We start from the raw sequence: 24,922 nt of genomic DNA on the forward strand, positions 1-24,922 counted from the left end.
ACCGTGAGGTTCAGTCATGCCCAGCGAGTTCTTCATCCCCGACCCGGAGGGTCAGGTCCCGAGCCCCGAAGGCTACTTCGGCGCCTTCGGCGGCAAGTTCATCCCGGAGGCCCTCGTCGCCGCCGTGGACGAGGTCGCCGTCGAGTACGACAAGGCCAAGCACGACCCCGAGTTCGCGCGCGAACTCGACGACCTGCTGGTGAACTACACCGGCCGCCCCAGCTCCCTCACCGAGGTCCCGCGCTTCGCGGAGCACGCGGGCGGCGCGAGGATCTTCCTCAAGCGGGAGGACCTCAACCACACCGGCTCCCACAAGATCAACAACGTGCTCGGTCAGGCCCTGCTCACCCAGCGCATGGGCAAGACCCGCGTGATCGCCGAGACCGGCGCCGGCCAGCACGGCGTCGCGACCGCGACGGCCTGCGCGCTGTTCGGGCTCGAGTGCACGATCTACATGGGCGAGATCGACACCCAGCGCCAGGCCCTCAACGTGGCCCGGATGCGGATGCTCGGCGCCGAGGTCATCGCCGTGAAGTCGGGATCGCGCACCCTCAAGGACGCGATCAACGAGGCCTTCCGTGACTGGGTCGCCAACGTCGACCGCACCCACTACCTGTTCGGCACCGTCGCGGGACCGCACCCCTTCCCCGCCATGGTCCGCGACTTCCACCGCGTGATCGGCGTCGAGGCCCGCCGCCAGCTCCTGGAGCGGGCCGGCCGACTGCCCGACGCCGCCATCGCCTGCGTCGGCGGCGGCTCCAACGCCATCGGCCTCTTCCACGCCTTCATCCCCGACACCGCCGTACGCCTCATCGGCTGCGAGCCCGCCGGGCACGGTGTGGAGACCGGCGAGCACGCGGCCACCCTCACCGCGGGCGAGCCCGGCATCCTGCACGGCTCCCGCTCCTACGTCCTCCAGGACGAGGAGGGCCAGATCACCGAGCCGTACTCCATCTCGGCCGGTCTGGACTACCCCGGCATCGGCCCCGAGCACTCCTACCTCAAGGACTCCGGGCGCGGTGAGTACCGCGCGGTCACCGACGACGCGGCCATGCAGGCACTGCGCCTGCTGTCCCGCACCGAGGGCATCATCCCGGCCATCGAGAGCGCGCACGCGCTGGCCGGTGCCCTGGAGGTCGGCCGGGAGCTCGGCAAGGACGGGCTGATCGTCGTCAACCTGTCAGGGCGCGGCGACAAGGACATGGACACCGCCGCACGCTACTTCGGGCTCTACGACACCGACGCGGCCGTCGCCGCGGACGAGGCCGGCACCGGCGCGGAGATCGAGGGGGACGCCAAGTGAGCGGGAACATCCAACTGCTGTCGGACACCCTCGCCGCCGCCAGGGCCGAGGGCCGCTCCGCGCTCATCGCCTACCTCCCGGCCGGGTTCCCGACCGTGGACGGGGGCATCGAGGCGATCAAGGCCGTCTTCGACGGCGGCGCGGACATCGTGGAGGTCGGTCTGCCGCACAGCGACCCCGTCCTCGACGGTCCCGTCATCCAGACCGCCGACGACATCGCCCTGCGCGGCGGCGTCAAGATCGCGGACGTCATGCGCACGGTCAAGGAGGCCCACGAGGCCACCGGGAAGCCGGTGCTCGTGATGACGTACTGGAACCCCATCGACCGCTACGGCGTCGAGCGCTTCACCGCCGAACTCGCCCACGCCGGGGGCGCGGGCTGCATCCTGCCCGACCTGCCGGTGCAGGAGTCGGCGCTGTGGCGGGAGCACGCCGAGAAGCACGGGCTCGCCACGGTCTTCGTGGTCGCGCCCAGCAGCAGGGACGCGCGCCTCGCCGAGATCACCGCGGCAGGCAGCGGCTTCGTCTACGCCGCCTCGCTGATGGGCGTCACCGGCACCCGCGAGTCGGTGGGCGCTCAGGCCCAGGACCTCGTCGAGCGCACCCGGGCGGCCGGCGGCGACCTGCCCGTCTGCGTCGGGCTCGGCGTCTCCGACGCCAAGCAGGCCGCCGAGGTGGCCGGCTTCGCCGACGGGGTGATCGTCGGCTCGGCCTTCGTGAAGCGGATGCTGGACGCGCCCGACGACAAGGCCGGCATCGAGGGCGTCCGCGAACTCGCCGCCGAGCTGGCGAAGGGCGTGCGCCGACAGGCGTAGCGGGCGGAACGGCACGGTTCGGTCACTCGAACGGGTGGACCTGGGGCCGGGGAGGCGCGGTGCGCCTCCCCGGTTCGTTCTGCGGGTGTGAGTGAGAAGAACCGTGAGGGAAAGCGCACCGCCCGGGAGCGGCTGGCGGAGGAGCGCGCGAAGCAGAAGTCCGCGGAGAAGCGGCGCCGGGTGCTGATCGTGGGCGCGAGCGTGGTGTGCGTCCTGGGCCTGGCGGCGGTGATCGGCGTGGTCGCGGCGAACTCCGGCAAGGACGACAAGGACGCCTCGGGCCCGGTCGTGGCGCCCTCGGGGGCCAACGGCCAGGACAGCCTCGCCATCCCGGTCGGCGAGGAGGGCGCCAAGTCGACGCTCGTCGTCTGGGAGGACTTCCGCTGCCCGGCCTGCAAGGCCTTCGAGGCGGCGTACCGGCCGACCATCCACGAGCTCACCGGGTCCGGCAAGCTCAAGGTCGAATACCACCTGGCGACCATCATCGACGGCAACATGGGCGGCACCGGCTCCCGCACCGCGGCCAACGCCGCGGCCTGCGCCCAGGACGTGGGGAAGTTCCCCGGCTACCACGACGTGCTCTACGAGAACCAGCCGGAGGAGACCAGCGACGACTACGCCGAGAACGCGAAACTGCTCGAACTGGCGCAGAAGGTCGACGGCCTGGACACCCCCGCGTTCCGCACCTGCGTCGAGAAGGGCACCCACGACAGCTGGGTCGAGAAGTCGGCGGCGGCGTTCCGCAACGGCGGCTTCAGCGGCACGCCGACCGTGCTGCTGAACGGCAAGAACATCTACCAGGACCAGACGATGACGCCGGCGAAGCTGAAGCAGCAGGTGCTGGAAGCCGCCAAGGGGTAAGGAATTCAAGTCGGCCTGTTATGGACCCGTTGCCGGGCCGCCTGCCGTGGGCCCGGCCCGGCAGGGTAGCGTCGACCCTGCCATGGAACTTGCCTACATTCCCAGCCCGTCGCGCGGGGTGATCCACCTCGGTCCCATCCCGCTGCGTGGCTACGCGTTCTGCATCATCATCGGCGTCTTCGTAGCCGTATGGCTCGGCAACAAGCGCTGGGTCGCCCGGGGCGGGCGAGCCGGCACGGTGGCCGACATCGCGGTCTGGGCCGTGCCGTTCGGACTCCTCGGCGGCCGTCTCTACCACGTGATCACGGACTACGAGCTGTACTTCAGCGAGGGCCGTGACTGGGTGGACGCCTTCAAGGTCTGGGAGGGCGGACTCGGCATCTGGGGCGCGATCGCGCTCGGAGCGGTCGGCGCCTGGATCGGCTGCCGCCGCCGTGGCATCCCGCTGCCCGCCTACGCCGACGCCATCGCGCCCGGTATCGCCCTCGCGCAGGCCATCGGCCGCTGGGGCAACTGGTTCAACCAGGAGCTGTACGGCAAGCCGACCGACCTGCCGTGGGCCCTGCACATCACGTCCTCGACGGACGGCCGGGTTCCGGGCTACTACCACCCGACGTTCCTCTACGAGTCGCTGTGGTGCATCGGTGTCGCCCTGCTCGTCATCTGGGCCGACCGCCGCTTCACGCTCGGCCATGGGCGGGCGTTCGCGCTGTACGTCGCCGCGTACTGCACCGGGCGGGGCTGGATCGAGTACATGCGCATCGACGACGCGCACCACATCCTCGGTCTGCGGCTCAACGTCTGGACCGCGATCATCGTGTTCCTGCTCGCGGTCACCTACATGGTGCTGTCGGCGCGGAAGCGGCCGGGGCGCGAGGAGGTCGTCGAGCCCGGTGCCGCCGAGGAGGAGGCCGAGGAGAGCGGGAAGGCCGACGCCGACGGGACGGCCGCGGATGCGGAGAAGGCCGAGGCCGACTCCGAGGATGCCGACGCCAAGGACGAGACCAAGGACGAGGCCGAGTCGGCGAAGAAGACCTGACGGCCGGCTGTACGTCGACGAGGGCGCCCCGGGATTCCCGGGGCGCCCTCTCGTGTGTCGGGAGCAGGGTGCCGGGTCAGGGGCGTCGGGTCAGGGACAGGGTCCGATGGGCCTGGGCCGCCACCGCCGTGTCGATGAACGTGCCGTTCGCAAGGGCCTGCGCGCCCGGGTGGACCTGTGCCGCCTCGAGGACGGACTCCGCCTGCTCGATCTCCTCCTGGGTGGGCAGGTAGGCCCGCTCGATGACCGGGAGCTGGCGGGGGTGGATGGCCGCCCGGCCCAGGAAGCCCAGGGCGCGGCCGTGCGCGCAGGATGCCTCCAGGCCCTCCAGGTCCCGGATGTCGGGGTGCACCGACTGGGACGGCGGAGGCAGGGCTGCCGCCCTCGCCGCCACGATCACCCGGGAGCGGGACCAGTCCAGGCCCGCGTCGTGCTGTACGCCCAGATCGGCCCGGAGATCCGCCTCGCCGAGCGCGAGGCCCCGCAGGGCCGGGTGGGCGAGGGCGATGTCGTAGGCCCGCTCGACGCCCAGGGCCGATTCCAGGAGGGCGTAGAGGGGTGGGGCGCCCCTGTCGGCGGGGGCCGTCTCGGCGACGCGGGTGATCTGGGCCGGGGAGGTGACCTTGGGCAGGCGCAGGGCGGACAGGCCCGGCAGGTGGGCGAGGGCTGCCAGGTCCGCTGCCGCGAGGGGGGTGTCGACGGCGTTCACGCGGACGTGGACGGGCGTCGGCTGGGGGTCGGTGAGGCGTTCCGCGGTCGCCTCGCGGGCGTACGCCTTGCGGTCGGGGCCGACCGCGTCCTCCAGGTCGATCACCACGACGTCGGCGCCGCAGTTCAGGGCCTTGTCCACGACGTGGGGGCGGTCGCCGGGGACGTAGAGCCAGGTCAGGGGGTGCCGGCTCACAGGGCGCCCTCCGTGCGCAGGGCCGTCAGCTCGGCCTCGGTCAGGCCCAGTTCGGTGAGGATCTCGTCGGTGTCCGCGCCGTGCGGACGACCCGCCCAGCGGATCGCGCCGGGGGTCGAGGAGAGCCGGAACAGCACGTTCTGCATGCGCAGCGGGCCGAGTTCGGGGTCGTCGACGGTGGTGACGGTGTCGAGGGCCTGGTACTGCGGGTCGGCCATCACGTCCCGGATGTCCTGGACGGGGGCGATGGCCGCCTCCGCCTTCTCGAAGGCCGCGAGGACCTCGGTGCGGGTGCGTGCGGCGATCCAGGAGCCGACCGCCGCGTCGAGGACGTCGGCGTGTTCGGCCCGCTGCGCGCCCGTCGCGAACCACGGCTCGTCGATCAGCTCCGGGCGGCCGACCAGGTGCATCACCCGTTCCGCGATCGACTGGGCCGAGGTGGAGACGGCGACCCAGGTGCCGTCGGCGGTGCGGTACGTGTTGCGCGGGGCGTTGTTGGCGGAACGGTTGCCGGTGCGCTCCTGGACGTGACCGAGCTGGTCGTACCAGGTCGGCTGGGGTCCCAGGGCCGCCAGGATCGGCTCGATGATCGCCATGTCGACGACCTGGCCCTCGCCGGTGCGGTCGCGGGCCGCGAGGGCCGTCATCACCGCGTACGCCGTGGCCAGACCCGCGATCGAGTCGGCGAGGCCGAAGGGCGGCAGGACCGGGGGCGCGTCCGGTTCGCCGGTGATCGCCGCGAAGCCGCTCATCGCCTCGGCGAGGGTGCCGAAGCCGGGGCGGCGGGAGTAGGGGCCGAACTGCCCGAACGCGGTGACGCGGGCCAGGACCAGACGGGGGTTGACGGCGGACAGCTCCGGCCAGCCGAGGTCCCACTTCTCCAGGGTGCCGGGCCGGAAGTTCTCGATGACGACGTCCGCCGTCGCGGCCAGCCTGAGGAAGGTGGTGCGGCCGCCCGGCCTGGACAGGTCGAGGGTGAGGGTGCGTTTGTTGCGGCCCAGCAGCTTCCACCACAGGCCGATGCCGTCCTTGGAAGGGCCGTGGCCGCGGGAGGGGTCGGGCCTCGTCGGGTGCTCGATCTTGACGACCTCCGCGCCGAAGTCGCCGAGCATGGTGGCGGCGAGGGGGCCCGCGAAGAGGGTGGCCGCGTCGAGCACGCGCAGGCCCGTGAGGGGGGTCTCGGTCATGACGTGTACCCGGCCTCGATCTCGGAGCGGTAGGGCATCGACGCCGACGCGCCCTCCCGCTGGACGGAGAGGGCCGCCGCGGTGGCGGCCCAGGCCATCGCCTCCCGGATCGGCCGTTCCTCGCCGAGGGCGACCGCGAGGGTGCCGACGAAGGTGTCGCCCGCGCCCGTGGAGTCCACCGCGGTGACCCGGGGCGCGGGGACCGCGAGGGGTTCGGCGTCCCGGGTCAGGTAGAGGCTGCCGGCCGCGCCGAGGGTGATCACCACCCGGGGGACCCGGTCCAGGAGGGCGGCGCCCGCGGCGAACGGGTCGGCGATGCCGGTCAGGGTGGCGGCCTCGTGCTCGTTGGGGACCAACAGGTCGGTGGCGTCGAGGAGTTCGGGCGGCAGCGGCCGGGCCGGGGCGGGTGTCAGGATGGTCCGGACGCCGTGGGCGCGGGCGGTCTCGGCGCCGGCCAGGACCGCTTCCAGGGGGATCTCCAGCTGGAGGAGCAGGGCGTCGGCGGAGGCGATCAGACCCTCGTCGCCGGGGACGAGGTGGTCGACGGTGCCGTTGGCGCCGGGCACGACGACGATCGCGTTGCCGCCCTCGTCGTCCACGACGATGTGCGCGGTGCCGGTGGGGCCGTCGACGGTGCGCAGGTGGTCGGTGGTGACGCCGGAGTGCTCCAGGGTGGAGCGCAGCCGGGGGCCGAAGGGGTCGTTGCCGACCGCGCCGATCATCGAGACGGTGGCTCCGGCGCGGGCCGCGGCGATCGCCTGGTTGGCGCCCTTGCCGCCGGGGATCGTGCGGAAGTCCCTGCCGGTGACGGTCTCTCCGCGCCGGGGCGCCTTGTCGACGTAGGCGACCAGGTCCATGTTCGTGCTGCCGAGCACGGCGATGTGGGTCATGGGCGGGCGGCTTCCGGGTGGACGATGTCGGTCATGGGCGGGCAGCCTCCCGGTGGGTGAGGTGGGCCAGGGTGTCGAAGCCGACGCCGTTGAAGTCGGCGACGGAGGTGGCGAGTCGGTTCTTGAGCGGGGCGGTCCAGTGGTCGGGCAGGCGCTCGGGGGCGCCGGTCAGCAGGGCCGCGATGCCGCCGGTCGTGGCCCCGTTGGAGTCGGTGTCCCAGCCGCCGCCCACCGCCCGGGCCACGGAGCCGGTGAAGTCGCCGTCCGCGTGGGTGAGGGCGGCGGCGATGAGAGCGGTGTTGGGGATCGCGTGGACCCAGTGGTGTGCACTGTGGGTGGCGTGGAGTTCGTCGACGACCGTGTCGAAGTCGTCGTGCCGCCGGGCCAGCCGGATCGCGTGGGTGATCGCCCCGGCCAGCCGGGAGGCCGGCGGGATCACGGTGAGACCGGTGCTCAGACAGGCGTGGATGTCGGGGGTCGCCGCGGCCTGCGCGATGACCGCCGCCGTGAACATCGCCGCGTAGACGCCGTTGGCGGTGTGGGTGAGGGTGGCGTCCCGGTGGGCCTGTTCGGCGGCCGCGCCCGGGTCGCCGGGGTTGGTCCAGCCGTGGACGTCGGCGCGGATCAGGGCGCCGATCCACTCGCGGAAGGGGTTGCGGTGCCGGGCCGTCCGCGGGGGTTCCAGGCCCTGGAGGAGGTTGCGGTAGGCGAGGCGTTCCGCGGTGAAGGTGCGGCCCGCGGGAAGTTCGTCGAGCCAGAGCCGCGCCACGTCCGAGGTGGTGAAGCGGCGGCCGTGGCGTTGCAGCAACAGCAGGTTCAGCAGCGGGTAGTTGAGGTCGTCGTCCTCGGGCATGCCGTCGATGTTCTCGGCGAGGGAGGTGGGGGCCGAGCGGCGGTTCCAGGGGTGCGCGGCGAGCAGCTCCGCGGGGACCCCCTTCGCGGTGAAGTAGGTGTTCAGGGGCCAGTTGCCGGTGGAGCGGGCGAGGTCGCGGATGGCGTGCAGGGGAAGCTTCTCCACCGGTTTGCCGAGGAGGCAGCCGACGGCCCGGCCCAGCCAGGCCGCTTCCAGCGCGGACCGGGTGAGGGCGGCCGGGGCGGGCGACGGCCACGCCGGGCAGCGGGCCCTGATCCCCGCGAGGTCGGTGGGTTCGTCGTCCGCCAACCGGCTCGGCAGGTCCGCCAGTTCGTCCAGGAGGTCCTCCGCGAGCTGCCGCAGATACCGGGAGGCGGGTTCGGCCGAGGCGCCCGCCCGGTCCGGCGCCTCGGCACCGCCGGCCGCCCGCCACCGGGCCGCGATCGCCGACGGCTCCCGGCCGTCCTGGCGGGCCTGCCGGAGTTCGTGGCCGAGCAGGTCCTCCGGCTGGACCCAGGTCAGTCGGAGCATCTCGGACCTCCGAGCGCGGTGAAGGCCGACTCGTGGGCCCTGCGGCGGCGCATGTCCTGTTCGAAGATCTGCCGGGTGACGGTCGTCAGGGTCCGCGCCGGCTCCCAGAGGTCCAGACGGCTCGCCTCCGCGACCTGCTTGGACCACTCCTCGGGGACCGGGCTGCCCAGCGCTCCGGCCACCGCGCCCGCCATCGTGGCGATCGAGTCGCAGTCCCGGCCGTAGTTCACCGCGCCGAGGACCGCGTGCCGGAAGTCGCCGCCGGCCACCAGCACCATGCCCAGGGCGACGGGCAGTTCCTCGATCGCGTGCAGGCGGGAGGGGCGGCGGGCGCCGAGGGAGGGGGCGCGGTAGTCGTCGCCGACGGTGTCATAGGGGGACACCGCCGCGCGCAGCGGCCGTAGCACCGACTCGAAGTCCGTGTACCGGGAGGCCACTTCGCAGACCTTCTCGACGGCGGTGCGGGTGCCGTCCTTGGCGAGGGACAGACAGGCCGCGACGACCGAGTCCGGGGTCGCGCCGGGTGTGCTCGCCGCCGCCACCGCCGCCGCGAACACCCCCGCCGCCTCGCGGCCGTACGACGACTGGTGGGCGCCCGCGACATCCAGGGCCTCGGCGTAGGCGGCGGCCGGGTTCGCCGCGTTGACCAGGCCCACCGGGGCCATGTACATCGCCGCACCGCAGTTGACGATGTTGCCCACGCCCGCCTCGCGGGGGTCGACATGGCCGTAGTGGAGGCGGGTGACCAGCCACTTCTCTGCGAGGAAGAGGCGGTGCAGGGGGAGGGCCTCCGCCTCCAGTTCGGGGATCCAGCGCGGGGTCGTCATCAGGTCGGGGACCAGGTGACCGGCGATCGCGTACGCGTCCAGGTGGTCGCCGACCCGCTCGTAGACCCTGATCAGGGCGTGGGTCATCAAGGTGTCGTCGGTGACGTGGCCGTCGCCCTTGTGGTACGGCGCGATGGGGCGGGCGGTGCGCCAGTCGTCGCCGTTCCAGGGGCCGACGATGCCGTGGACGCGGCCGGCGTGGCGCTCGAGGATCTGGTCGGGGGAGTAGCCCTCGACGGGGCCGCCGAGGGCGTCGCCCACCGCCGCGCCCACGAGGGCTCCGGCGATCCGTTCCTCAAGACTGCTTTCTTGGTTTTTGGGCGTCATGCCCGGAATCATCCTCCTGGGAGGGGCGGTTGTGCGGCTTCCAGGAGTCCGGCGAGTTCCACGAGGTCCGTGCCGGTGAGACCGGGGAGGGTGCAGCCGGAGAGCCTGCGGCAGGCGGCCTGCCAGCCGGCGGGGATCGACCCGCTGCCGCCCAGGGCGCCGGTCAGGGCGCCGACCAGGGCCGGGGCGGAGTCCGCCACCCGGGACAGACAGGCCGCCGCGGGAACCGCCTCGGCGATCCGGCCCCGGGCGGCGGTGGCCAGGGCGAGGGCCACGGGGACCGTCTCGGCGGCGGCGATGCCGTAGCTGTAGACGTGGTCGACGATGTCGTGTTCCAGGGCGGGGATCAGGGCGAAGGCGCTGTCGACGGAGCGGGCCAGGTCCAGGGCGTGGTGGGCGTTGCGGGCGATCTCGGTGCCCTCGGGGAGTTCGGCGAGCGCGGCTCGTACGCAGGTGTCGACTGGGGCGCCGGTCAGGGCGAGCGACAGGGCGGCGGCCATCGCGCGGGCGCCGTGGACTCCGTCGCCGTCCTGGGTGTAGCGGGCGTCGAACTCGGCCAGGTCGGCGGCGAGTCGGGGGGCGCCGGGGTGGGCGACGGCGAGGACGCAGGCCCTCACACAGGCCGCGTCGTCGAAGTAGTGCGGGTTGTCGTGGCCGGTGGCGGGTGGGCGCAGCCCGGTGGCGAGGTTGCCGAGGCCCGCGCGTACGGAGATGCGGGCGCGCAGGGGGATCTCGGCGGACTCGATCTCCTGCGCCCTGTTGGTCGCGGCGGCCACCTCGTCGGCGAGGGCGTTCCAGGTCAGGTCGATCGCGGTTCTGGTACGGCGGTCGCGGGGCAGGTCGCCGAGGGCGGTGTCATCGGCCGCCCTGAGGAGGGCCTCCGCGGTGAGGGCCGCCCATTCGGCGTCGTCGGAGGGGCCGAGGCGGAGCGGCTCGGGGGGTTGGTTGAGGGCAATGGGGACCGGGAGGGTGGTGGTGGCGTTCTGTTCGGCGAAGGTGTCGAGTTCGCGGGTGAGGCGGCGGGTCCAGTCGGGGAGGCGGGTGGCTCGGTGGCGGGCGGAGGGCCAGCCGGCGGCGTCGCCTGCGGCGAGGCCCAGGAGGAGGCCGGTGACCCTTTGAGCGGCCTCGGCTTCGCCTTCGGCCTGTGTGCTCCCACTCGCACCACCCGTTTCGCTTTCGTGGTCGGGTGCGGGTGGCCCCTGTGGGGCGGTCCCGCCGTCGGCGGCCGCGGGTGCGGTCATGGGTGCTTCCGCCGGGGTGTTCAGGGGCGCTGTCAGTGTTGTCGGCTCGTCCCAGGGGGCCGGTGGGGTCATGTCAGCGCCTCCGCCCCCGTGCCTGCCACCAGCGACTCCGCCACGTCCAGCACATGCCGGCCCGCCATCGACGGCAGGCAGCTGCCTCGCGCCGGGCCGATCGCCGTGGCCCACAGGGGTGGGATCGCCGAGATCCCTCGCGTCGCGCCGGCCAGCGCTCCCGCGACCGCCGCCGTCGTGTCCGCGTCCCTTCCCATGTTCACCGCCGTCAGGACCGCCTCGCGGAAGTCGCCGTCGGCCGCCGCGTACGCGCCGAAGGCGAGGGCGACCGCCTCCGGGGCCAGGTCGGTCCAGGGGTAGCCGCCGATCACCACCGCGGAGCGGACCGCCTTCTCGCCCCGGTGGGCCACCGCCACCGCCCGCCTCAGCGACCTCGCCGTCCAGCTGTCGTCCGGGATCACCGCCAGCGCGGAGGCGACCACGGCGATCGTCGGGGCGCCTGCCATCGCCGCGGCCACTCCCGCCGCGACCGCCTGGCCGCCGTAGATGCCCTCGCCGTCGTGGCTCACCGAGCCGTCGATCGCCACCAGCCGGGCCGCCTCCGCGGGGCGGCCCGCCGCGAAGACGCCGAAGGGGGCCGCGCGCATGGCGAGGCCGTCGCTCCAGGCGTGCCGGTGCTGGGCCGAGATGGGGGCCGCGAGGCCCCGGCGGAGGTTCTCCAGGGTGCCCCGCTCGCTGAAACCGGCGCCCCGGAACGGGCCCTCGTCGCGGTCCGCGATCCACTCGTGCCAGGCCGCCTCCACATGGGCGGGGGTCAGAGCGGAGCCGTGGCGGGCCAGCAGCAGGCCCGAGAAGATCGTGTACTCGGTGTCGTCCGTGCCGCAGGGGGTCTCGGCCACGAAGCCCTCGATACGGCCCCAGCGGGCTCGGATCTCCGACGGCTTCAGGTTCTCGGCGGGGGCCCCGAGGGCGTCCCCGACCGCCAGGCCGAGCAGGGCGCCGCGGGCCCGCTCGCGGAGTTCGGCGGTGTTCTGCGGCACCGGGGCCGAGGGGGCGCAGGCAACCGATGTCATACGCGAGGCGATCGATGTCATACGCGGGCCTTTCCACAGAGACACCTTTTGCGGATGTGTCCCACCATCGGCGGTTGACCGGAGCCTCCTCGGCCCCAACGTCACCCGGTCGACATCTGTGCAGGCCTGCTATCGAATGAGCGCTCGACGGTAAAACCGCAGGTTAGCCCAGCCTTTCCTTGCTGGCGGACGGGAATGCCCCGACGTACTGTGAGTGTTGTTGAGAATTAGAACCTGTCCAAACTTAGCTTTGGCTTAGCTTCCCTGGGGGGACCGAATGGCCATCATCGACATCGAGGCGCCGCTGCACGAGGCGCACCGCGACAACCACACGCACCGGGACGTCAACGGCGGCTGGCTCCGGCCCGCCGTGTTCGGGGCCATGGACGGACTGGTCTCCAACCTCGCCCTGATGACCGGTGTCGCCGGTGGGGCCGTCGGCCGGCACACCATCGTGCTGACCGGACTTGCGGGGCTCGCTGCCGGTGCCTTCTCGATGGCGGCCGGCGAGTACACCTCCGTCGCCTCCCAGCGTGAGCTGGTCGAGGCCGAACTGGACGTGGAGCGGCGCGAACTGCGCAAGCACCCGCAGGACGAGGAGGCCGAGCTCGCCGCCCTGTACGAGGGGCGGGGTGTCGAGCCGGAGCTGGCGCGCGAGGTCGCCCGGCAGCTGTCCAAGGACCCCGAGCAGGCCCTGGAGATCCACGCCCGCGAGGAGCTCGGCATCGACCCCGGGGACCTGCCCTCGCCGACGGTGGCCGCGGTCTCCTCCTTCGGCTCCTTCGCGCTGGGCGCCCTGCTCCCCGTGCTGCCGTATCTGCTCGGCGCGACCGCGCTCTGGCCCGCCGTGCTGCTCGCCCTGTTCGGGCTCTTCGCGTGCGGTGCCGTGGTGGCCAGGGTGACCGCGCGGAGCTGGTGGTACAGCGGACTGCGGCAGCTCGCCCTGGGAGGCGCGGCGGCCGGTGTGACGTACGCCCTGGGCATCCTGATCGGAACGGCCGTAGGATAGGCGGGCCGCTATTTATGCGTGGGACCGCATAAGTAGCCGTTACTCGCTGGTTTCGAATGCTTAACCACTGGGCATGAGCCGTAAGCGCTGCGGGCAATGACGCTTGCGGCGCACTCGCGGGGTGGGCGACGACGCCCCCTCCGCCCCCGGACCGATGGACATGGATCTGACCGATCAGTCCGGCCCGGAACCACCTACTTCAAGCCACGTGTGCGACACCCCCTCGCCCTCACGTGGCGTCCGCATGTTGGAACGACATATCCAGTTCCCGAGAATCGCTCCATCATGTAACCTGCACGAAATTTTGCACTCACGCAGAGGGCCAACGTCGTCCCTCGGCAATCTGCATATGCCAGTTGACGACGACGGGAGAGCCGATGCGTACGCCGCGCCAGCCGTCCCAGCACTCCACGAATGGCCAGAAGTGGTCGTTCATGGATGCTCGCCCTGCTGCGCAGGGTATGTACGACCCCCGCAACGAGAAGGACGCCTGTGGCGTCGGTTTCGTGGCCACCCTCACCGGCGAGGCGAGCCATGCGCTGGTCGAGCAGGCGCTCACGGTTCTGCGCAACCTGGAGCACCGCGGTGCCACCGGCTCCGAGCCCGACTCGGGTGACGGCGCGGGCATCCTGTCCCAGGTTCCGGACGCCTTCCTCCGCGAGGTCGCCGGCTTCGAACTGCCCGCCGCCGGCTCGTACGCCGTCGGTATCGCCTTCCTGCCCGAGGAGGGCACCCAGGAGGCCGTCTCGAAGATCGAGACGATCGCCGGGGAAGAGGGCCTGACCGTCCTGGGGTGGCGTGAGGTTCCCGTCGCCCCCGAGCTGCTCGGCGCCACCGCCCGCTCGACGATGCCCGTCTTCCGCCAGGTCTTCGTGACCGACGGTTCCGCCGTGGGCATCGACCTCGACCGCAAGGCCTTCGTGCTGCGCAAGCGCGCCGAGCGCGAGGTCGACGTGTACTTCCCGTCGCTGTCCGCGCGGACCATCGTCTACAAGGGCATGCTGACCACCGGCCAGCTGGAGCCCTTCTTCCCGGACCTGTCCGACCGCCGCTTCGCCTCCGCGATCGCGCTCGTGCACTCCCGGTTCTCCACGAACACCTTCCCGTCGTGGCCCCTCGCGCACCCGTACCGGTTCGTCGCGCACAACGGTGAGATCAACACCGTCAAGGGCAACCGCAACTGGATGGCGGCCCGCGAGTCCCAGCTCGTCTCGGACCTCTTCGGGGACCAGAACGCCCTCGAGCGCGTCTTCCCGATCTGTACGCCGGACGCCTCCGACTCGGCGTCCTTCGACGAGGTCCTCGAACTGCTGCACCTGGGCGGCCGTTCGCTGCCGCACTCCGTGCTGATGATGATCCCGGAGGCGTGGGAGAACCACGACTCCATGGAGCCCGCCCGCCGCGCGTTCTACGAGTTCCACTCCACGATGATGGAGCCCTGGGACGGCCCGGCCTGTGTCACCTTCACCGACGGCAAGCAGGTCGGCGCGGTCCTCGACCGCAACGGCCTTCGCCCCGGCCGCTACTGGGTCACCGACGACGGCCTCGTCGTCCTCGGCTCCGAGGTCGGCGTCCTCGACATCGACCCCGCCAAGGTGGTCCGCAAGGGCCGTCTCCAGCCGGGCCGCATGTTCCTCGTCGACACCGTCGAGCACCGCATCATCGAGGACGACGAGATCAAGGCCGGCCTCGCCGCCGAGCAGCCGTACGCCGAGTGGCTGGAGGCCGGGGAGATCGAGCTCTCCGACCTGCCCGAGCGCGAGCACATCGTGCACACCCACGCCTCGGTCACCCGCCGCCAGCAGACCTTCGGCTACACCGAGGAGGAGCTGCGCGTCATCCTCGCGCCGATGGCCAAGGCCGGTGCCGAGCCGATCGGCTCCATGGGCACCGACTCGCCCATCGCCGCGCTGTCCTCGCGCCCGCGGCTGCTCTTCGACTACTTCACCCAGCTGTTCGCACAGGTCACCAACCCGCCGCTGGACGCGATCCGCGAAGAGCTGGTCACCTCCCTGCGCTCCTCGCTGGGCCCGCAGGGCAACCTGCTTGAGCCGAGCGCCGCGTCCTGCCGTACGGTCACCCTGCCCTTCCCGGTGATCGACAACGACGAGCTGGCCAAGCTCATCCACATCAACGCCGACGGCGACATGCCCGGCTTCAAGGCCGCGACCCTGTCCGGCCTGTACCGGGTCTCCGGCGGCGGCGACGCCCTCGCCGCCCGCATCGAGGAGATCTGCGCCGAGGCCGACGCGGCCATCGAGAACGGCGCCCGCCTGATCGTCCTCTCGGACCGCCACTCCGACGCCGAGCACGCGCCGATCCCGTCGCTGCTGCTCACCGCGGCCGTCCACCACCACCTCATCCGCACCAAGCAGCGCACCGAAGTGGGCCTGCTGGTCGAGGCCGGTGACGTCCGCGAGGTCCACCACGTCGCGCTGCTGATCGGCTTCGGCGCCGCGGCCGTGAACCCGTACCTGGCGATGGAGTCGGTCGAGGACCTGGTCCGCGCCGGCACCTTCCTCTCCGACATCGAGGCCGAGAAGGCCATCCGGAACCTGATCTACGCCCTCGGCAAGGGTGTCCTCAAGGTCATGTCGAAGATGGGCATCTCCACCGTCGCCTCCTACCGCGGCGCCCAGGTCTTCGAGGCCGTCGGTCTCGAAGAGGGCTTCGTCGCCAAGTACTTCAGCGGGACCGCCTCCAAGATCGGCGGCGTCGGCATCGACGTCATCGCCAAGGAGGTCGCCGCCCGGCACGCCAAGGCGTACCCCGCCTCGGGCATCGCTCCCGCGCACCGCGCGCTGGAGATAGGCGGCGAGTACCAGTGGCGCCGCGAGGGCGAGCCGCACCTGTTCGACCCGGAGACGGTCTTCCGCCTCCAGCACTCGACGCGTGCGAACCGCTACGACATCTTCAAGAAGTACACGGACCGCGTGAACGAGCAGTCCGAGCGGCTCATGACGCTGCGCGGCCTGTTCGGCTTCAAGTCGGACCGCCCGTCGATCCCCGTCGACGAGGTCGAGCCCGTCTCCGAGATCGTCAAGCGCTTCTCCACCGGCGCCATGTCGTACGGCTCCATCTCCAAGGAGGCGCACGAGACCCTCGCCATCGCCATGAACCAGCTGGGCGGCAAGTCCAACACCGGTGAGGGCGGCGAGGACCCGGACCGTCTCTACGACCCGGCCCGCCGGTCCGCCATCAAGCAGGTCGCCTCCGGCCGCTTCGGTGTGACCTCCGAGTACCTGGTCAACGCGGACGACATCCAGATCAAGATGGCCCAGGGCGCCAAGCCCGGCGAGGGCGGCCAGCTGCCCGGCCACAAGGTCTACCCGTGGGTCGCCAAGACCCGGCACTCCACCCCGGGTGTCGGTCTGATCTCCCCGCCGCCGCACCACGACATCTACTCCATCGAGGACCTCGCCCAGCTGATCCACGACCTGAAGAACGCGAACCCGCAGGCGCGGATTCACGTGAAGCTGGTCTCGGAGGTCGGTGTCGGCACGGTCGCGGCCGGTGTGTCGAAGGCGCACGCGGACGTCGTGCTCATCTCGGGTCACGACGGTGGCACGGGTGCCTCCCCGCTGACCTCGCTGAAGCACGCGGGCGGTCCCTGGGAGCTCGGTCTCGCCGAGACCCAGCAGACCCTGCTGCTCAACGGCCTGCGGGACCGGATCGTCGTCCAGACCGACGGCCAGCTCAAGACCGGCCGTGACGTCGTCATCGCCGCGCTGCTCGGCGCCGAGGAGTTCGGTTTCGCGACCGCGCCGCTCGTCGTCTCCGGCTGCGTCATGATGCGCGTCTGCCACCTGGACACCTGCCCGGTCGGCATCGCCACCCAGAACCCGGTGCTGCGCGACCGGTTCTCCGGCAAGGCCGAGTACGTCGTGAACTTCTTCAAGTTCATCGCCGAGGAGGTCCGCGAGATCCTCGCCGAGCTGGGCTTCCGCTCCATCGAGGAGGCCGTCGGCCACGCCGAGACGCTCGACGTCGAGCGGGCCGTCAACCACTGGAAGGCGCAGGGCCTGGACCTGGCCCCGCTCTTCTACGTGCCCGAACTGCCCGAGGGTGCCGCACTGCACCAGGTCATCGAGCAGGACCACGGCCTGGAGAAGGCGCTCGACAACGAGCTCATCAAGCTCGCCGCCGACGCGCTCGCCGCCGACTCGGCCACCGACGCCCAGCCGGTGCGCGCCCAGGTCGCGATCCGCAACATCAACCGCACGGTCGGCACCATGCTCGGCCACGAGGTGACGAAGAAGTTCGGCGGCGCGGGCCTGCCCGACGACACCGTCGACATCACCTTCACCGGCTCGGCCGGTCAGTCCTTCGGTGCCTTCCTGCCGCGCGGTGTCACGCTGCGCCTGGAGGGCGACGCCAACGACTACGTCGGCAAGGGCCTCTCCGGTGGCCGCGTGATCGTCCGTCCCGACCGGGGCGCCGACCACCTCGCCGAGTACTCGACGATCGCGGGCAACACCATCGCCTACGGCGCGACCGGCGGCGAGCTGTTCCTGCGCGGCCGTACCGGTGAGCGCTTCTGCGTCCGCAACTCCGGCGCCCTGGTGGTCTCGGAGGGCGTGGGCGACCACGGCTGCGAGTACATGACCGGCGGTCACGCGGTAGTCCTCGGCCCGACGGGACGCAACTTCGCGGCCGGCATGTCCGGCGGCATCGCCTACGTCATCGACCTGGACCGCGACAACGTCAACGTGGGCAACGTCGACGCGGTCGAGGCCCTGGACGACACCGACAAGCAGTGGCTGCACGACGTGGTGCGCCGCCACCAGGAGGAGACCGGCTCCACGGTCGCCGAGAAGATCCTGGCCGAGTGGGACACCGCAGTGGACCGCTTCAGCAAGATCATCCCCAGCACGTACAAGGCAGTGCTCGCCGCCAAGGACGCCGCCGAGCAGGCGGGACTCTCCGAGTCCGAGATCACCGAGAAGATGATGGAGGCGGCGATCAATGGCTGACCCGAAGGGCTTCCTGAACCACGGGCGCGAGGTCGCCAAGTCCCGCCCCGTCGACGTCCGCCTGAAGGACTGGAACGAGGTCTACGTCCCGGGCTCGCTGCTCCCGATCATCTCGAAGCAGGCGTCCCGCTGCATGGACTGCGGCATCCCGTTCTGCCACAACGGCTGTCCGCTCGGGAACCTCATCCCCGAGTGGAACGACTACGCCTACCGCGAGGACTGGACCGAGGCGTCCGAGCGCCTGCACGCGACGAACAACTTCCCGGAGTTCACCGGGCGGTTGTGCCCGGCTCCCTGCGAGGCGGCGTGTGTGCTCGGCATCAACCAGCCGCCGGTCACCATCAAGAACGTCGAGGTCTCGATCATCGACAAGGCGTGGGACACCGGTGACGTCAAGCCGCAGGCCCCCGAGCGCCTGTCCGGCAAGACCGTCGCCGTGATCGGGTCGGGCCCGGCGGGTCTCGCCGCCGCCCAGCAGCTCACGCGGGCCGGGCACACCGTCGCCGTCTACGAGCGCGCGGACCGCGTCGGAGGCCTCCTCCGGTACGGCATCCCGGAGTTCAAGATGGAGAAGCGGCACATCAACCGCCGTATCGAGCAGATGCGCGCGGAGGGCACCCGCTTCCGCACCGGCATCGAGATCGGCCGCGACCTCAAGGCGACCGACCTGAAGAAGCGGTACGACGCCGTCGTGATCGCCGCCGGTGCCACCACCGCGCGCGACCTGCCGGTGCCGGGCCGCGAGCTCAAGGGCGTCTACCAGGCCATGGAGTACCTGCCGCTGGCGAACAAGGTCCAGGAGGGCGACTACGTCACCTCCCCGATCTCCGCCGAGGGCAAGCACGTCGTCGTGATCGGCGGCGGCGACACCGGCGCCGACTGCGTGGGCACCGCCCACCGCCAGGGCGCGGCCTCGGTGACGCAGCTGGAGATCATGCCCCGGCCGGGCGAGGAGCGGAACCCGAACCAGCCCTGGCCGACCTTCCCCATGCTGTACAAGGTCACCTCCGCGCACGAGGAGGGCGGCGAGCGGGTCTACTCCGTCTCCACCACCCACTTCGAGGGCGACGAGGACGGCAACGTCCAGTGGCTGCACCTCAGCGAGGTCGAGTTCGTCGACGGCAAGCTGACCTCCAAGCCGGGCACCGAGCGCAAGATCCCGGCCCAGCTGGTCACCCTCGCGATGGGCTTCACCGGCACCGACCGGGAGAACGGCCTGGTCGAGCAGTTCGGCCTGGAGCTCGACGAGCGCGGCAACATCGCCCGCGACGCCGACTTCGCGACCAACGTGCCGGGTGTGTTCGTCGCCGGTGACGCCGGCCGCGGCCAGTCCCTCATCGTGTGGGCGATCGCGGAGGGCCGCTCGGCCGCCCGCGGCTGCGACCGGTTCCTGACCGGCGCGAGCGAGCTGCCGGCGCCGATCCGGCCGACGGACCGCTCGCTGATGGTGTGATCACACCCGCATAGACGTCCCGTACAAAGGCGTACGGAACACTGATGGCGCCCGCCTCACGTCCCCGACCGGACCGAGGCGGGCGCTGTCGCATGTCCCGGTCGTACGTCCTGCTACGGCACCTTGAACGTCTCCCCGTACACCTGCCACTCCAGAGGTGTCCGCAGCCCCAGGTTCCCGTCGTGCAGGAAGCGCCGTTGCGCGGTGTCGACGCGGGTGGTGTCGATGCCCGGGTGCCTGGTGCGCATGGCGTCCTCGCGGAGGTCCAGGAAGACGTCCAGGTACGTCTTCTCGGAGCCGCCCCCGGTCGGGCTCGCGGCCTTTTCGAGGGCCGCTTCGCGCAGGCCGTAGAAGCTGGTGGGGTCGGTGCCGGGGCCGTGGAAGACCATGGCGTCGTAGTAGACGAACTGGCCCAGCGCGCCGAGCCCGTCGAGCTTGGCGAGGCGGACGGCCGGGTCGAAGTACACCCGGTCGCGGGCCGCGTCCTGCGCCGCGCGGAACGCGGGCACCTCGGCCTCCGCCTTCCAGGCTGCCGGGAAGCCCGGGTCCAGACCCTCGTGGGAGTCCGTGCCGTCGACCGCACGCAGGGCGGGCAGGTACCGGGCGAGCCCGTTGTCCGGGTGGGCCTTCGTGTAGCCCTCGACCAGGGCGAGCAGGTCCTCGGTGCCGGTGCAGAAGCCGATGATGCCGGCCGTGTAGCCCTGTCCGTCGCCGATGTCCTCGATGTAGGCGTAGGCGCTGCGCCAGTCGAGGGTGGAGTTCTCGGCGCTGGCCACCAACTGCTGGGCGAGGTCCTTCCGGGCCGGCGCCGCGAGGCCCGGCGGGACGGAGCCGAGGACCCGGTAGCCCGCCGAACTCCCCGCCTGCTCCGCCCACTCCTTGGCGCCCTGCGCGTCCTCGGTCTCCTCGGCCGCCTGCGCCCGGTAGGCGGCCGAGAGGTCGGGCCCCGCTCCGCTCGCGTCGGTGTCCCCGGGCGCGAGGACGTACACCGACGCCGTGGCGAGCAGGGGGACGGCGGCGAACAGCAGCATCCTGGCCGGTCTCACCGGGCTCCCGTCAGCTCGGCGACCTTCGCCCAGGCGCACACCACGAGCAGCACCAGCAGCACGGCGCAGGCTCCCGCCTGCACGAGGGCGCGACGGCCGTCCCGGGGAGCGTACGCGTAGGCGAGGGTGACGGCGCCACCGGTGAGCAGACCGCCCAGGTGGCCCTCCCAGGACGTCATGGCCGCCGAGATCACCAGCCACAGCAGCAGCCCCGCCATGAACCGGTTGACCTGGGCCATGTCGGCGCCGAGCCGGCGGGCCATCACCCAGTACGCGGCACCCAGCCCGAAGATCGCGCCGGACGCGCCCAGCGTGGGGTCGTAGGGCGCGATCAGCAGGACGAGGACCGAGCCGCCGAGCGCCGAGAGCAGATACAGGGCGAGGTAGCGGACGCGGCCCAGCTGGGCCTCGACCACGCGGCCGATGTTCCACAGCGAGACCATGTTCATCACGATGTGCAGGATCCCGAACGTGCCCCCGGTGGGCGGCAGATGCAGGAACGCGCCGGTCAGCAGCCGGTACCACTCGCCGTCGACGACACCCTCGACGTGGAGTTCGGCGGGGTAGGAGGCCTGCCACAGGTAGTGGCCGCCGTCCGGGCCCGCGAGGCCGGCCCCGAGCATCTCGAACCGGTCCACGATCGCCGGGCGCACCAACTCGCCGACATAGGCGAGCACGTTGAGTGCGATCAGGACGTACGTCACCAGCGGTACGGCCGTGATCCGCCCGCCGAACGCGGTGCGCGCCTGGCGTACCGACCGGGCTCCCTCCCGCACGCACTCCGGGCACTGGTGGCCGACGGCCGCCTCCCGCATGCAGTCCGGGCAGATGAACCGGTCGCAGCGGGTGCAGCGGACGTGGGACTCCACCTTCGGGTGGCGATAGCAGGTGGTGAGGGTGGATTCGGGTTCCACGTCCGGCTCCTCGGAGTGACAGGGGTGATCATTGAGCCGGTGGGGACGGCGGCGAACAAAATATCGAACGCCGGTGGCTGCGGAGAGCGGAGGGGTCATGGTCGCGATCAGTCTCAGCAAGGTGGAGGAGACGGCGCCCGCGCTGGTCGACCTGTACAAGAGCGCCGGGGTGTCCCTGGTGAAGCACGGACTGGGCGGACTGCGGGCCGCGGTCTACCTCGTGGTCGACTACTCGGGCTCCATGCGGCCGTACTACCAGGACGGCAGTGTGCAGGCGCTCGCCGACCGGGTCCTCGGGCTGTCCGCGCACCTCGACGACGACGGCCGGGTGCCCGTGGTGTTCTTCTCCACCGACATCGACGCCGAGACGGACATCGAACTCGCCGGTCACCAGGGGCGCATCGACCAGATCGTGGCCGGCCTCGGGCACATGGGCAGGACCAGCTACCACCTGGCCATGGACGCCGTCATCGACCACTACCTCGACAGCGGCAGCACCGACCCCGCCCTCGTCGTCTTCCAGACCGACGGCGGCCCGATCAACAAACTCGCCGCGGAACGGTACCTGTGCAAGGCGGCGAAGCTGCCCCTGTTCTGGCAGTTCGTCGGCTTCGGCGACCCGGACAGCAAGCAGTTCGACTTCCTCCGCAGGCTCGACGAGCTTCCCGTGCCGGACCGGCGGGCGGTGGACAACGCCGGCTTCTTCCCCGCGGGCGAGAACCCTCGCACGGTCCCCGACGGCGAGTTGTACGACCGACTCGTGGGCGAGTTCCCGCAGTGGCTGGAGGCGGCGCGAGCGGCGGGGATCGTACGGAGGTAGGCCGGAGCCCGTGGGGGTTTACGTGTCGCACTCCAGCACCGTCCGGCACAGCGCGCACCGGGCCCGTACCCGCCCCCGTACCGGCACCCGGATCCGCTGGTGGCAGGTGGGGCAGGGGAACGACACACGCAGGCTGCCCGCCCCGTCCGGAGTGAAGGCGTAACGGGTGCCTGGGCCTGTGCCCGGTCCGGGGCCGCCGTGCCGGCGGTCGCGGGCGTACCGGCGACGGCCCGCCCAGCCCGCCGCCGTCAGCGGGGGCTGCTGCTCGTCCTCGCGGGCCAGCGCCAGGCCCTTCCCGTACGCCGTGTACGCCTGCGGACTGGTGAACCACACCGACGGGTCCTCACCGAACACCAGGGACCGCTTCGCCAGGACGTACCCGAACTCCTCCGGCGTCAGATAGCCCAGCTTCTGGGACGAGGCCGCGTCCTCCCGGTACGCGTCCAGCAGCAGCCACCCCGCCCCCAGATACGTCGTCGCCGTGTCCGTGAGGATCTCGTTCTCGCGCACCCCGGGGAAGGACAGGTCCAGCCGGTGCAGGTACACGTGCATGACCTCGTGGGCCAGCGCCGCCCCGATGTCCCGCCGGTGGGTGCGGAACCGGTCGTTGAGTTCGACGAAGTACTCGGGCCCCGCGGTGAGTTCGACGTTCGCCGCGTGGGTCATCTCCCGGAAGCTCACGACGAACCGCGCGTCCGGGAGCCGGTAGTGCCGCACCAGCTCCCGCGCCACCCGCTGGGCGCCCAGATAGAGGTCGTCGGTGTCGCAGAACGCCACGTCCACCGGCGCCACGCTCGTCGCGAACGTCTGCACGGTGTCGTAGGAGAGCCGCTTGTAGAGCGCGGTGATCGCCGCCCGCACCGTCTCCAGGTGCGGGTAGCCGTGCTGGACCGGTCCGTCGTTCGCCACGCCCGTACCCCCAAGACGCCTGAACCCGATTCCACTCTACGAGGTCGGGCGCGGATCCAGGGGGACCGGATCCGGGGCACGCAGACGCAGTACGGGCCCGTCGGCCGGGGCTGCCTCCAGCTCGAGCACCCACACGTCGTTGCCGCCCTCCCGCAGCACCGGACCGGGCACGTACAGCGACCGCTGCGGGCCCACCGACCAGTACCGGCCCAGATCGAAGCCGTTCACCCAGACGAAGCCCCGGGTCCAGCCCGGCAGCTCCAGCACCGCGTCCCCGGCGCCGCGCACGCTCAGCACACCCCGGTACAGGCCGGGAGAGCCGTTGCCGGGGACCTCTCCGAAGGAGAGCCCCGCCACCGAGTCCAGTGCGTCCAGCCGCAGCCCCGTCGCCCGCACCCCGTGCAGGAACTGCCGCTCGTGCAGCAGACCTCCCGTGATCCCCTTGGCCTCCCCGCTCCTCGGCCCGTAGTTGACCCGGCCCAGCGACTCCACCCACAGCTCCACCCGCGCGGGCCCGGCGACCGGCTCCTTGAGCTGCACGTCGTCCTCGGTGAGCACCCCGGCCCGCTCCCCGTCGACGTACACCACCGCGAGGTCCCTGAGGCCGCGTGCGATCAGCGGGTACGGCTGCCGCGGCCCCGGCACGTCCACCTCGTACCGCACCAGCCCCCGGTCCACGTCCAGCTCCTCGAAGGCCGGCGGCACGGGACCCTCGACGGGCGGCCCGCCACGCGCCTCCAGTACGGCGGACAGGGCGGCCCAGCCGGACAGGAGCACCTCGTCGGGCCGCCCCAGCACGGTCGGTGCGGGCGGGAGTTCGGCCACCGGGCCGTACTCGGCGAGGACCTCCCTGAACCGCCGGAACTTCTCCGTGGGGCGGCCGTACTCGTCGATCGGCGCGTCGTAGTCGTACGACGTCACGTCCGGCTCCAGCGGGCCCTCGTGCAGCGCGCCCCCGCCCCGGTTGGCGCCCGACCAGCCGGCGAAGTTCGTGCCGCCGTGCGCCATGTACAGGTTCACCGAGGCACCGCACTCCAGGATCTCCCGCAGCGCCGCGGCTGCCTCCCCGGCATCCCGGACCACGTGCTCGCCGCCCCAGTGGTCGAACCAGCCGCACCAGAACTCCATGCACATCAGCGGGCCGTCCGGGCGGTACCGGCGCAGCGTCTCGAAGGCCGCGCGGGCGCCGGAGCCGAAGTTGACCGTGGCGAGGACACCGGGGAGCGAACCGCCGGTGAGCATGTGGTCCTCGGGGCCGTCCGAGGTGAACAGGGGGACGGTCACGCCCACCGCGCGCAGCAGCTCCGCCAGCCGGCGCAGGTAGCCGGTGTCCGAGCCGTAGCTGCCGTACTCGTTCTCCACCTGCACCATCAGCACCGGGCCGCCCCGGTCGACCTGCCGCTCCACGACCTGCGGCAGCAGCCGCCGGAACCAGCGCTCCACCTGCCCCAGGTACACCCCGTCGCTCGTGCGCGCACGGCCTTGCAGCCAGTGCGGCAGGCCGCCGTTCTCCCACTCCGCGCAGATGTAGGGGCCGGGACGGACGATCGCCCACAGCCCGGCCTCCCGGGCCGCGTCCAGGAACCGGCCCAGCGCCGCCACGTCCCGGAAGTCGCCGGGACGCGGCTCGTGGAGGTTCCACGGCACGTACGTCTCCACGCAGTTGAGGCCCATCGCCCGCAGCATCGCCAGCCGGTGCCCCCACTGTGCCTCGTGGACCCGGAAGTAGTGCAGCGCGCCGGACAGCAGCCGCACCGGCCGTCCGTCCAGCAGGAAATCGGTTTCACCTGTCGAGAACTCGCTCATAGGCTCCACCTTCATGAGTGGCGGCGACCACGTCCATGGACAAAGATCGGCGCTGCTTGGACCGAAGCGGCGGTCGTCGAACCGGAGCGGCGGTCGTCGAACCGGAGCGGCGGTCCTCGAACCGGGGCG

General features: G+C 71.9%; 19 protein-coding genes. 8 read left to right on the forward strand and 11 right to left on the reverse strand.

What is annotated here, in order from left to right:
• Nucleotides 1–16: 16 nt before the first annotated feature.
• The 4 genes from trpB (at nucleotide 17) to lgt (ending at nucleotide 4,018) form a co-directional block, all read left to right on the forward strand.
• Complete coding sequence (gene trpB, locus H295_RS0121930; RefSeq protein ID WP_020137502.1) at nucleotides 17–1,303, forward strand: tryptophan synthase subunit beta; 1,287 nt, start codon at nucleotides 17–19, stop codon at nucleotides 1,301–1,303.
• On the forward strand, nucleotides 1,300–2,118 hold the full coding sequence (trpA, locus tag H295_RS0121935) for a tryptophan synthase subunit alpha (protein ID WP_020137503.1): 819 nt from the start codon (nucleotides 1,300–1,302) through the stop codon (nucleotides 2,116–2,118). The genes trpB and trpA overlap by 4 nt, the downstream gene beginning before the upstream one ends.
• Before the next feature lie 87 nt (nucleotides 2,119–2,205).
• Nucleotides 2,206–2,979, forward strand: coding sequence for a DsbA family protein (locus H295_RS0121940; protein ID WP_020137504.1), 774 nt, complete (start codon nucleotides 2,206–2,208; stop codon nucleotides 2,977–2,979).
• 82 nt (nucleotides 2,980–3,061) lie between these two features.
• On the forward strand, nucleotides 3,062–4,018 hold the full coding sequence (gene lgt, locus H295_RS0121945; protein WP_043217733.1) for a prolipoprotein diacylglyceryl transferase: 957 nt from the start codon (nucleotides 3,062–3,064) through the stop codon (nucleotides 4,016–4,018).
• A gap of 76 nt (nucleotides 4,019–4,094) precedes the next feature.
• Here the strand turns inward: lgt and H295_RS0121950 are convergent, their stop codons facing one another.
• The 7 genes from H295_RS0121950 to H295_RS0121980 are packed head-to-tail and all read right to left on the reverse strand — an operon-like array spanning nucleotide 4,095 to nucleotide 11,863.
• On the reverse strand, nucleotides 4,095–4,922 hold the full coding sequence (locus H295_RS0121950; RefSeq protein ID WP_020137506.1) for an HpcH/HpaI aldolase/citrate lyase family protein: 828 nt from the start codon (nucleotides 4,920–4,922) through the stop codon (nucleotides 4,095–4,097).
• The gene (locus tag H295_RS0121955; protein ID WP_020137507.1) at nucleotides 4,919–6,109 is read right to left on the reverse strand and encodes a CaiB/BaiF CoA transferase family protein; all 1,191 of its coding nucleotides are present in this window, start codon (nucleotides 6,107–6,109) and stop codon (nucleotides 4,919–4,921) included. Before H295_RS0121955 ends, H295_RS0121950 begins: the two co-directional genes overlap by 4 nt.
• Nucleotides 6,106–6,999: a ribokinase gene (gene rbsK / locus H295_RS0121960; protein ID WP_020137508.1), complete on the reverse strand. Its 894-nt coding sequence runs from the start codon at nucleotides 6,997–6,999 to the stop codon at nucleotides 6,106–6,108. Before rbsK ends, H295_RS0121955 begins: the two co-directional genes overlap by 4 nt.
• Before the next feature lie 31 nt (nucleotides 7,000–7,030).
• On the reverse strand, nucleotides 7,031–8,383 hold the full coding sequence (locus H295_RS0121965; RefSeq protein WP_020137509.1) for an ADP-ribosylglycohydrolase family protein: 1,353 nt from the start codon (nucleotides 8,381–8,383) through the stop codon (nucleotides 7,031–7,033).
• The gene (locus tag H295_RS0121970) at nucleotides 8,371–9,537 is read right to left on the reverse strand and encodes an ADP-ribosylglycohydrolase family protein (RefSeq protein ID WP_028809621.1); all 1,167 of its coding nucleotides are present in this window, start codon (nucleotides 9,535–9,537) and stop codon (nucleotides 8,371–8,373) included. The genes H295_RS0121965 and H295_RS0121970 overlap by 13 nt, the downstream gene beginning before the upstream one ends.
• Before the next feature lie 8 nt (nucleotides 9,538–9,545).
• Complete coding sequence (locus H295_RS0121975) at nucleotides 9,546–10,850, reverse strand: ADP-ribosylglycohydrolase family protein (RefSeq protein WP_078616719.1); 1,305 nt, start codon at nucleotides 10,848–10,850, stop codon at nucleotides 9,546–9,548.
• Complete coding sequence (locus H295_RS0121980; RefSeq protein ID WP_043217735.1) at nucleotides 10,847–11,863, reverse strand: ADP-ribosylglycohydrolase family protein; 1,017 nt, start codon at nucleotides 11,861–11,863, stop codon at nucleotides 10,847–10,849. Before H295_RS0121980 ends, H295_RS0121975 begins: the two co-directional genes overlap by 4 nt.
• Nucleotides 11,864–12,140: 277 nt before the next feature.
• On the opposite strand from H295_RS0121980, the gene H295_RS0121985 reads away from it, so the two are divergent.
• The 3 genes from H295_RS0121985 to H295_RS0121995 all read left to right on the forward strand — a co-directional run bounded on the left by H295_RS0121985 (nucleotide 12,141) and on the right by H295_RS0121995 (nucleotide 19,298).
• Complete coding sequence (locus tag H295_RS0121985; protein WP_020137513.1) at nucleotides 12,141–12,872, forward strand: VIT1/CCC1 transporter family protein; 732 nt, start codon at nucleotides 12,141–12,143, stop codon at nucleotides 12,870–12,872.
• Nucleotides 12,873–13,249: 377 nt separating this feature from the next.
• Entirely contained in the window at nucleotides 13,250–17,845 is a 4,596-nt protein-coding gene (gene gltB, locus H295_RS0121990) for a glutamate synthase large subunit (RefSeq protein WP_028809622.1), read from the forward strand.
• On the forward strand, nucleotides 17,838–19,298 hold the full coding sequence (locus tag H295_RS0121995; RefSeq protein ID WP_020137515.1) for a glutamate synthase subunit beta: 1,461 nt from the start codon (nucleotides 17,838–17,840) through the stop codon (nucleotides 19,296–19,298). The genes gltB and H295_RS0121995 overlap by 8 nt, the downstream gene beginning before the upstream one ends.
• Nucleotides 19,299–19,411: 113 nt before the next feature.
• Here the strand turns inward: H295_RS0121995 and H295_RS0122000 are convergent, their stop codons facing one another.
• Nucleotides 19,412–20,344, reverse strand: a complete 933-nt coding sequence (locus H295_RS0122000) for a chitosanase (RefSeq protein ID WP_028809623.1) — start codon at nucleotides 20,342–20,344, stop codon at nucleotides 19,412–19,414.
• On the reverse strand, nucleotides 20,341–21,258 hold the full coding sequence (locus tag H295_RS0122005; protein ID WP_020137517.1) for a rhomboid family intramembrane serine protease: 918 nt from the start codon (nucleotides 21,256–21,258) through the stop codon (nucleotides 20,341–20,343). The genes H295_RS0122000 and H295_RS0122005 overlap by 4 nt, the downstream gene beginning before the upstream one ends.
• A gap of 97 nt (nucleotides 21,259–21,355) precedes the next feature.
• On the opposite strand from H295_RS0122005, the gene H295_RS0122010 reads away from it, so the two are divergent.
• A complete protein-coding gene (locus tag H295_RS0122010; RefSeq protein WP_020137518.1) occupies nucleotides 21,356–22,078 on the forward strand; it encodes a vWA domain-containing protein in 723 nt (240 codons plus the stop codon).
• Nucleotides 22,079–22,096: 18 nt separating this feature from the next.
• Here the strand turns inward: H295_RS0122010 and H295_RS0122015 are convergent, their stop codons facing one another.
• Together H295_RS0122015 and H295_RS0122020 are read right to left on the reverse strand one after the other, a co-directional pair.
• Entirely contained in the window at nucleotides 22,097–22,987 is an 891-nt protein-coding gene (locus H295_RS0122015) for a hypothetical protein (protein WP_020137519.1), read from the reverse strand.
• 36 nt (nucleotides 22,988–23,023) lie between these two features.
• Entirely contained in the window at nucleotides 23,024–24,793 is a 1,770-nt protein-coding gene (locus tag H295_RS0122020) for a glycoside hydrolase family 35 protein (RefSeq protein ID WP_020137520.1), read from the reverse strand.
• Between the last annotated feature and the right edge of the window lie 129 nt (nucleotides 24,794–24,922).

The organism is Streptomyces sp. 351MFTsu5.1 (assembly GCF_000383655.1).
Classification (GTDB): domain Bacteria; phylum Actinomycetota; class Actinomycetes; order Streptomycetales; family Streptomycetaceae; genus Streptomyces; species Streptomyces griseorubiginosus.

Bases quoted from the DNA above. Each gene is read 5' to 3' on its own strand.
- trpB (WP_020137502.1), top strand. From the start codon at position 17: ATGCCCAGCGAGTTCTTCATCCCCGACCCGGAGGGTCAGGTCCCGAGC.
- lgt (WP_043217733.1), top strand. From the start codon at position 3,062: ATGGAACTTGCCTACATTCCCAGCCCGTCGCGCGGGGTGATCCACCTC.
- H295_RS0121955 (WP_020137507.1), bottom strand. From the start codon at position 6,109: ATGACCGAGACCCCCCTCACGGGCCTGCGCGTGCTCGACGCGGCCACC.
- rbsK (WP_020137508.1), bottom strand. From the start codon at position 6,999: ATGACCCACATCGCCGTGCTCGGCAGCACGAACATGGACCTGGTCGCC.
- H295_RS0121965 (WP_020137509.1), bottom strand. From the start codon at position 8,383: ATGCTCCGACTGACCTGGGTCCAGCCGGAGGACCTGCTCGGCCACGAA.
- H295_RS0121970 (WP_028809621.1), bottom strand. From the start codon at position 9,537: ATGACGCCCAAAAACCAAGAAAGCAGTCTTGAGGAACGGATCGCCGGA.
- H295_RS0121975 (WP_078616719.1), bottom strand. From the start codon at position 10,850: ATGACCCCACCGGCCCCCTGGGACGAGCCGACAACACTGACAGCGCCC.
- H295_RS0121980 (WP_043217735.1), bottom strand. From the start codon at position 11,863: ATGACATCGGTTGCCTGCGCCCCCTCGGCCCCGGTGCCGCAGAACACC.
- H295_RS0121985 (WP_020137513.1), top strand. From the start codon at position 12,141: ATGGCCATCATCGACATCGAGGCGCCGCTGCACGAGGCGCACCGCGAC.
- gltB (WP_028809622.1), top strand. From the start codon at position 13,250: ATGCGTACGCCGCGCCAGCCGTCCCAGCACTCCACGAATGGCCAGAAG.
- H295_RS0121995 (WP_020137515.1), top strand. From the start codon at position 17,838: ATGGCTGACCCGAAGGGCTTCCTGAACCACGGGCGCGAGGTCGCCAAG.
- H295_RS0122010 (WP_020137518.1), top strand. From the start codon at position 21,356: ATGGTCGCGATCAGTCTCAGCAAGGTGGAGGAGACGGCGCCCGCGCTG.
- H295_RS0122020 (WP_020137520.1), bottom strand. From the start codon at position 24,793: ATGAGCGAGTTCTCGACAGGTGAAACCGATTTCCTGCTGGACGGACGG.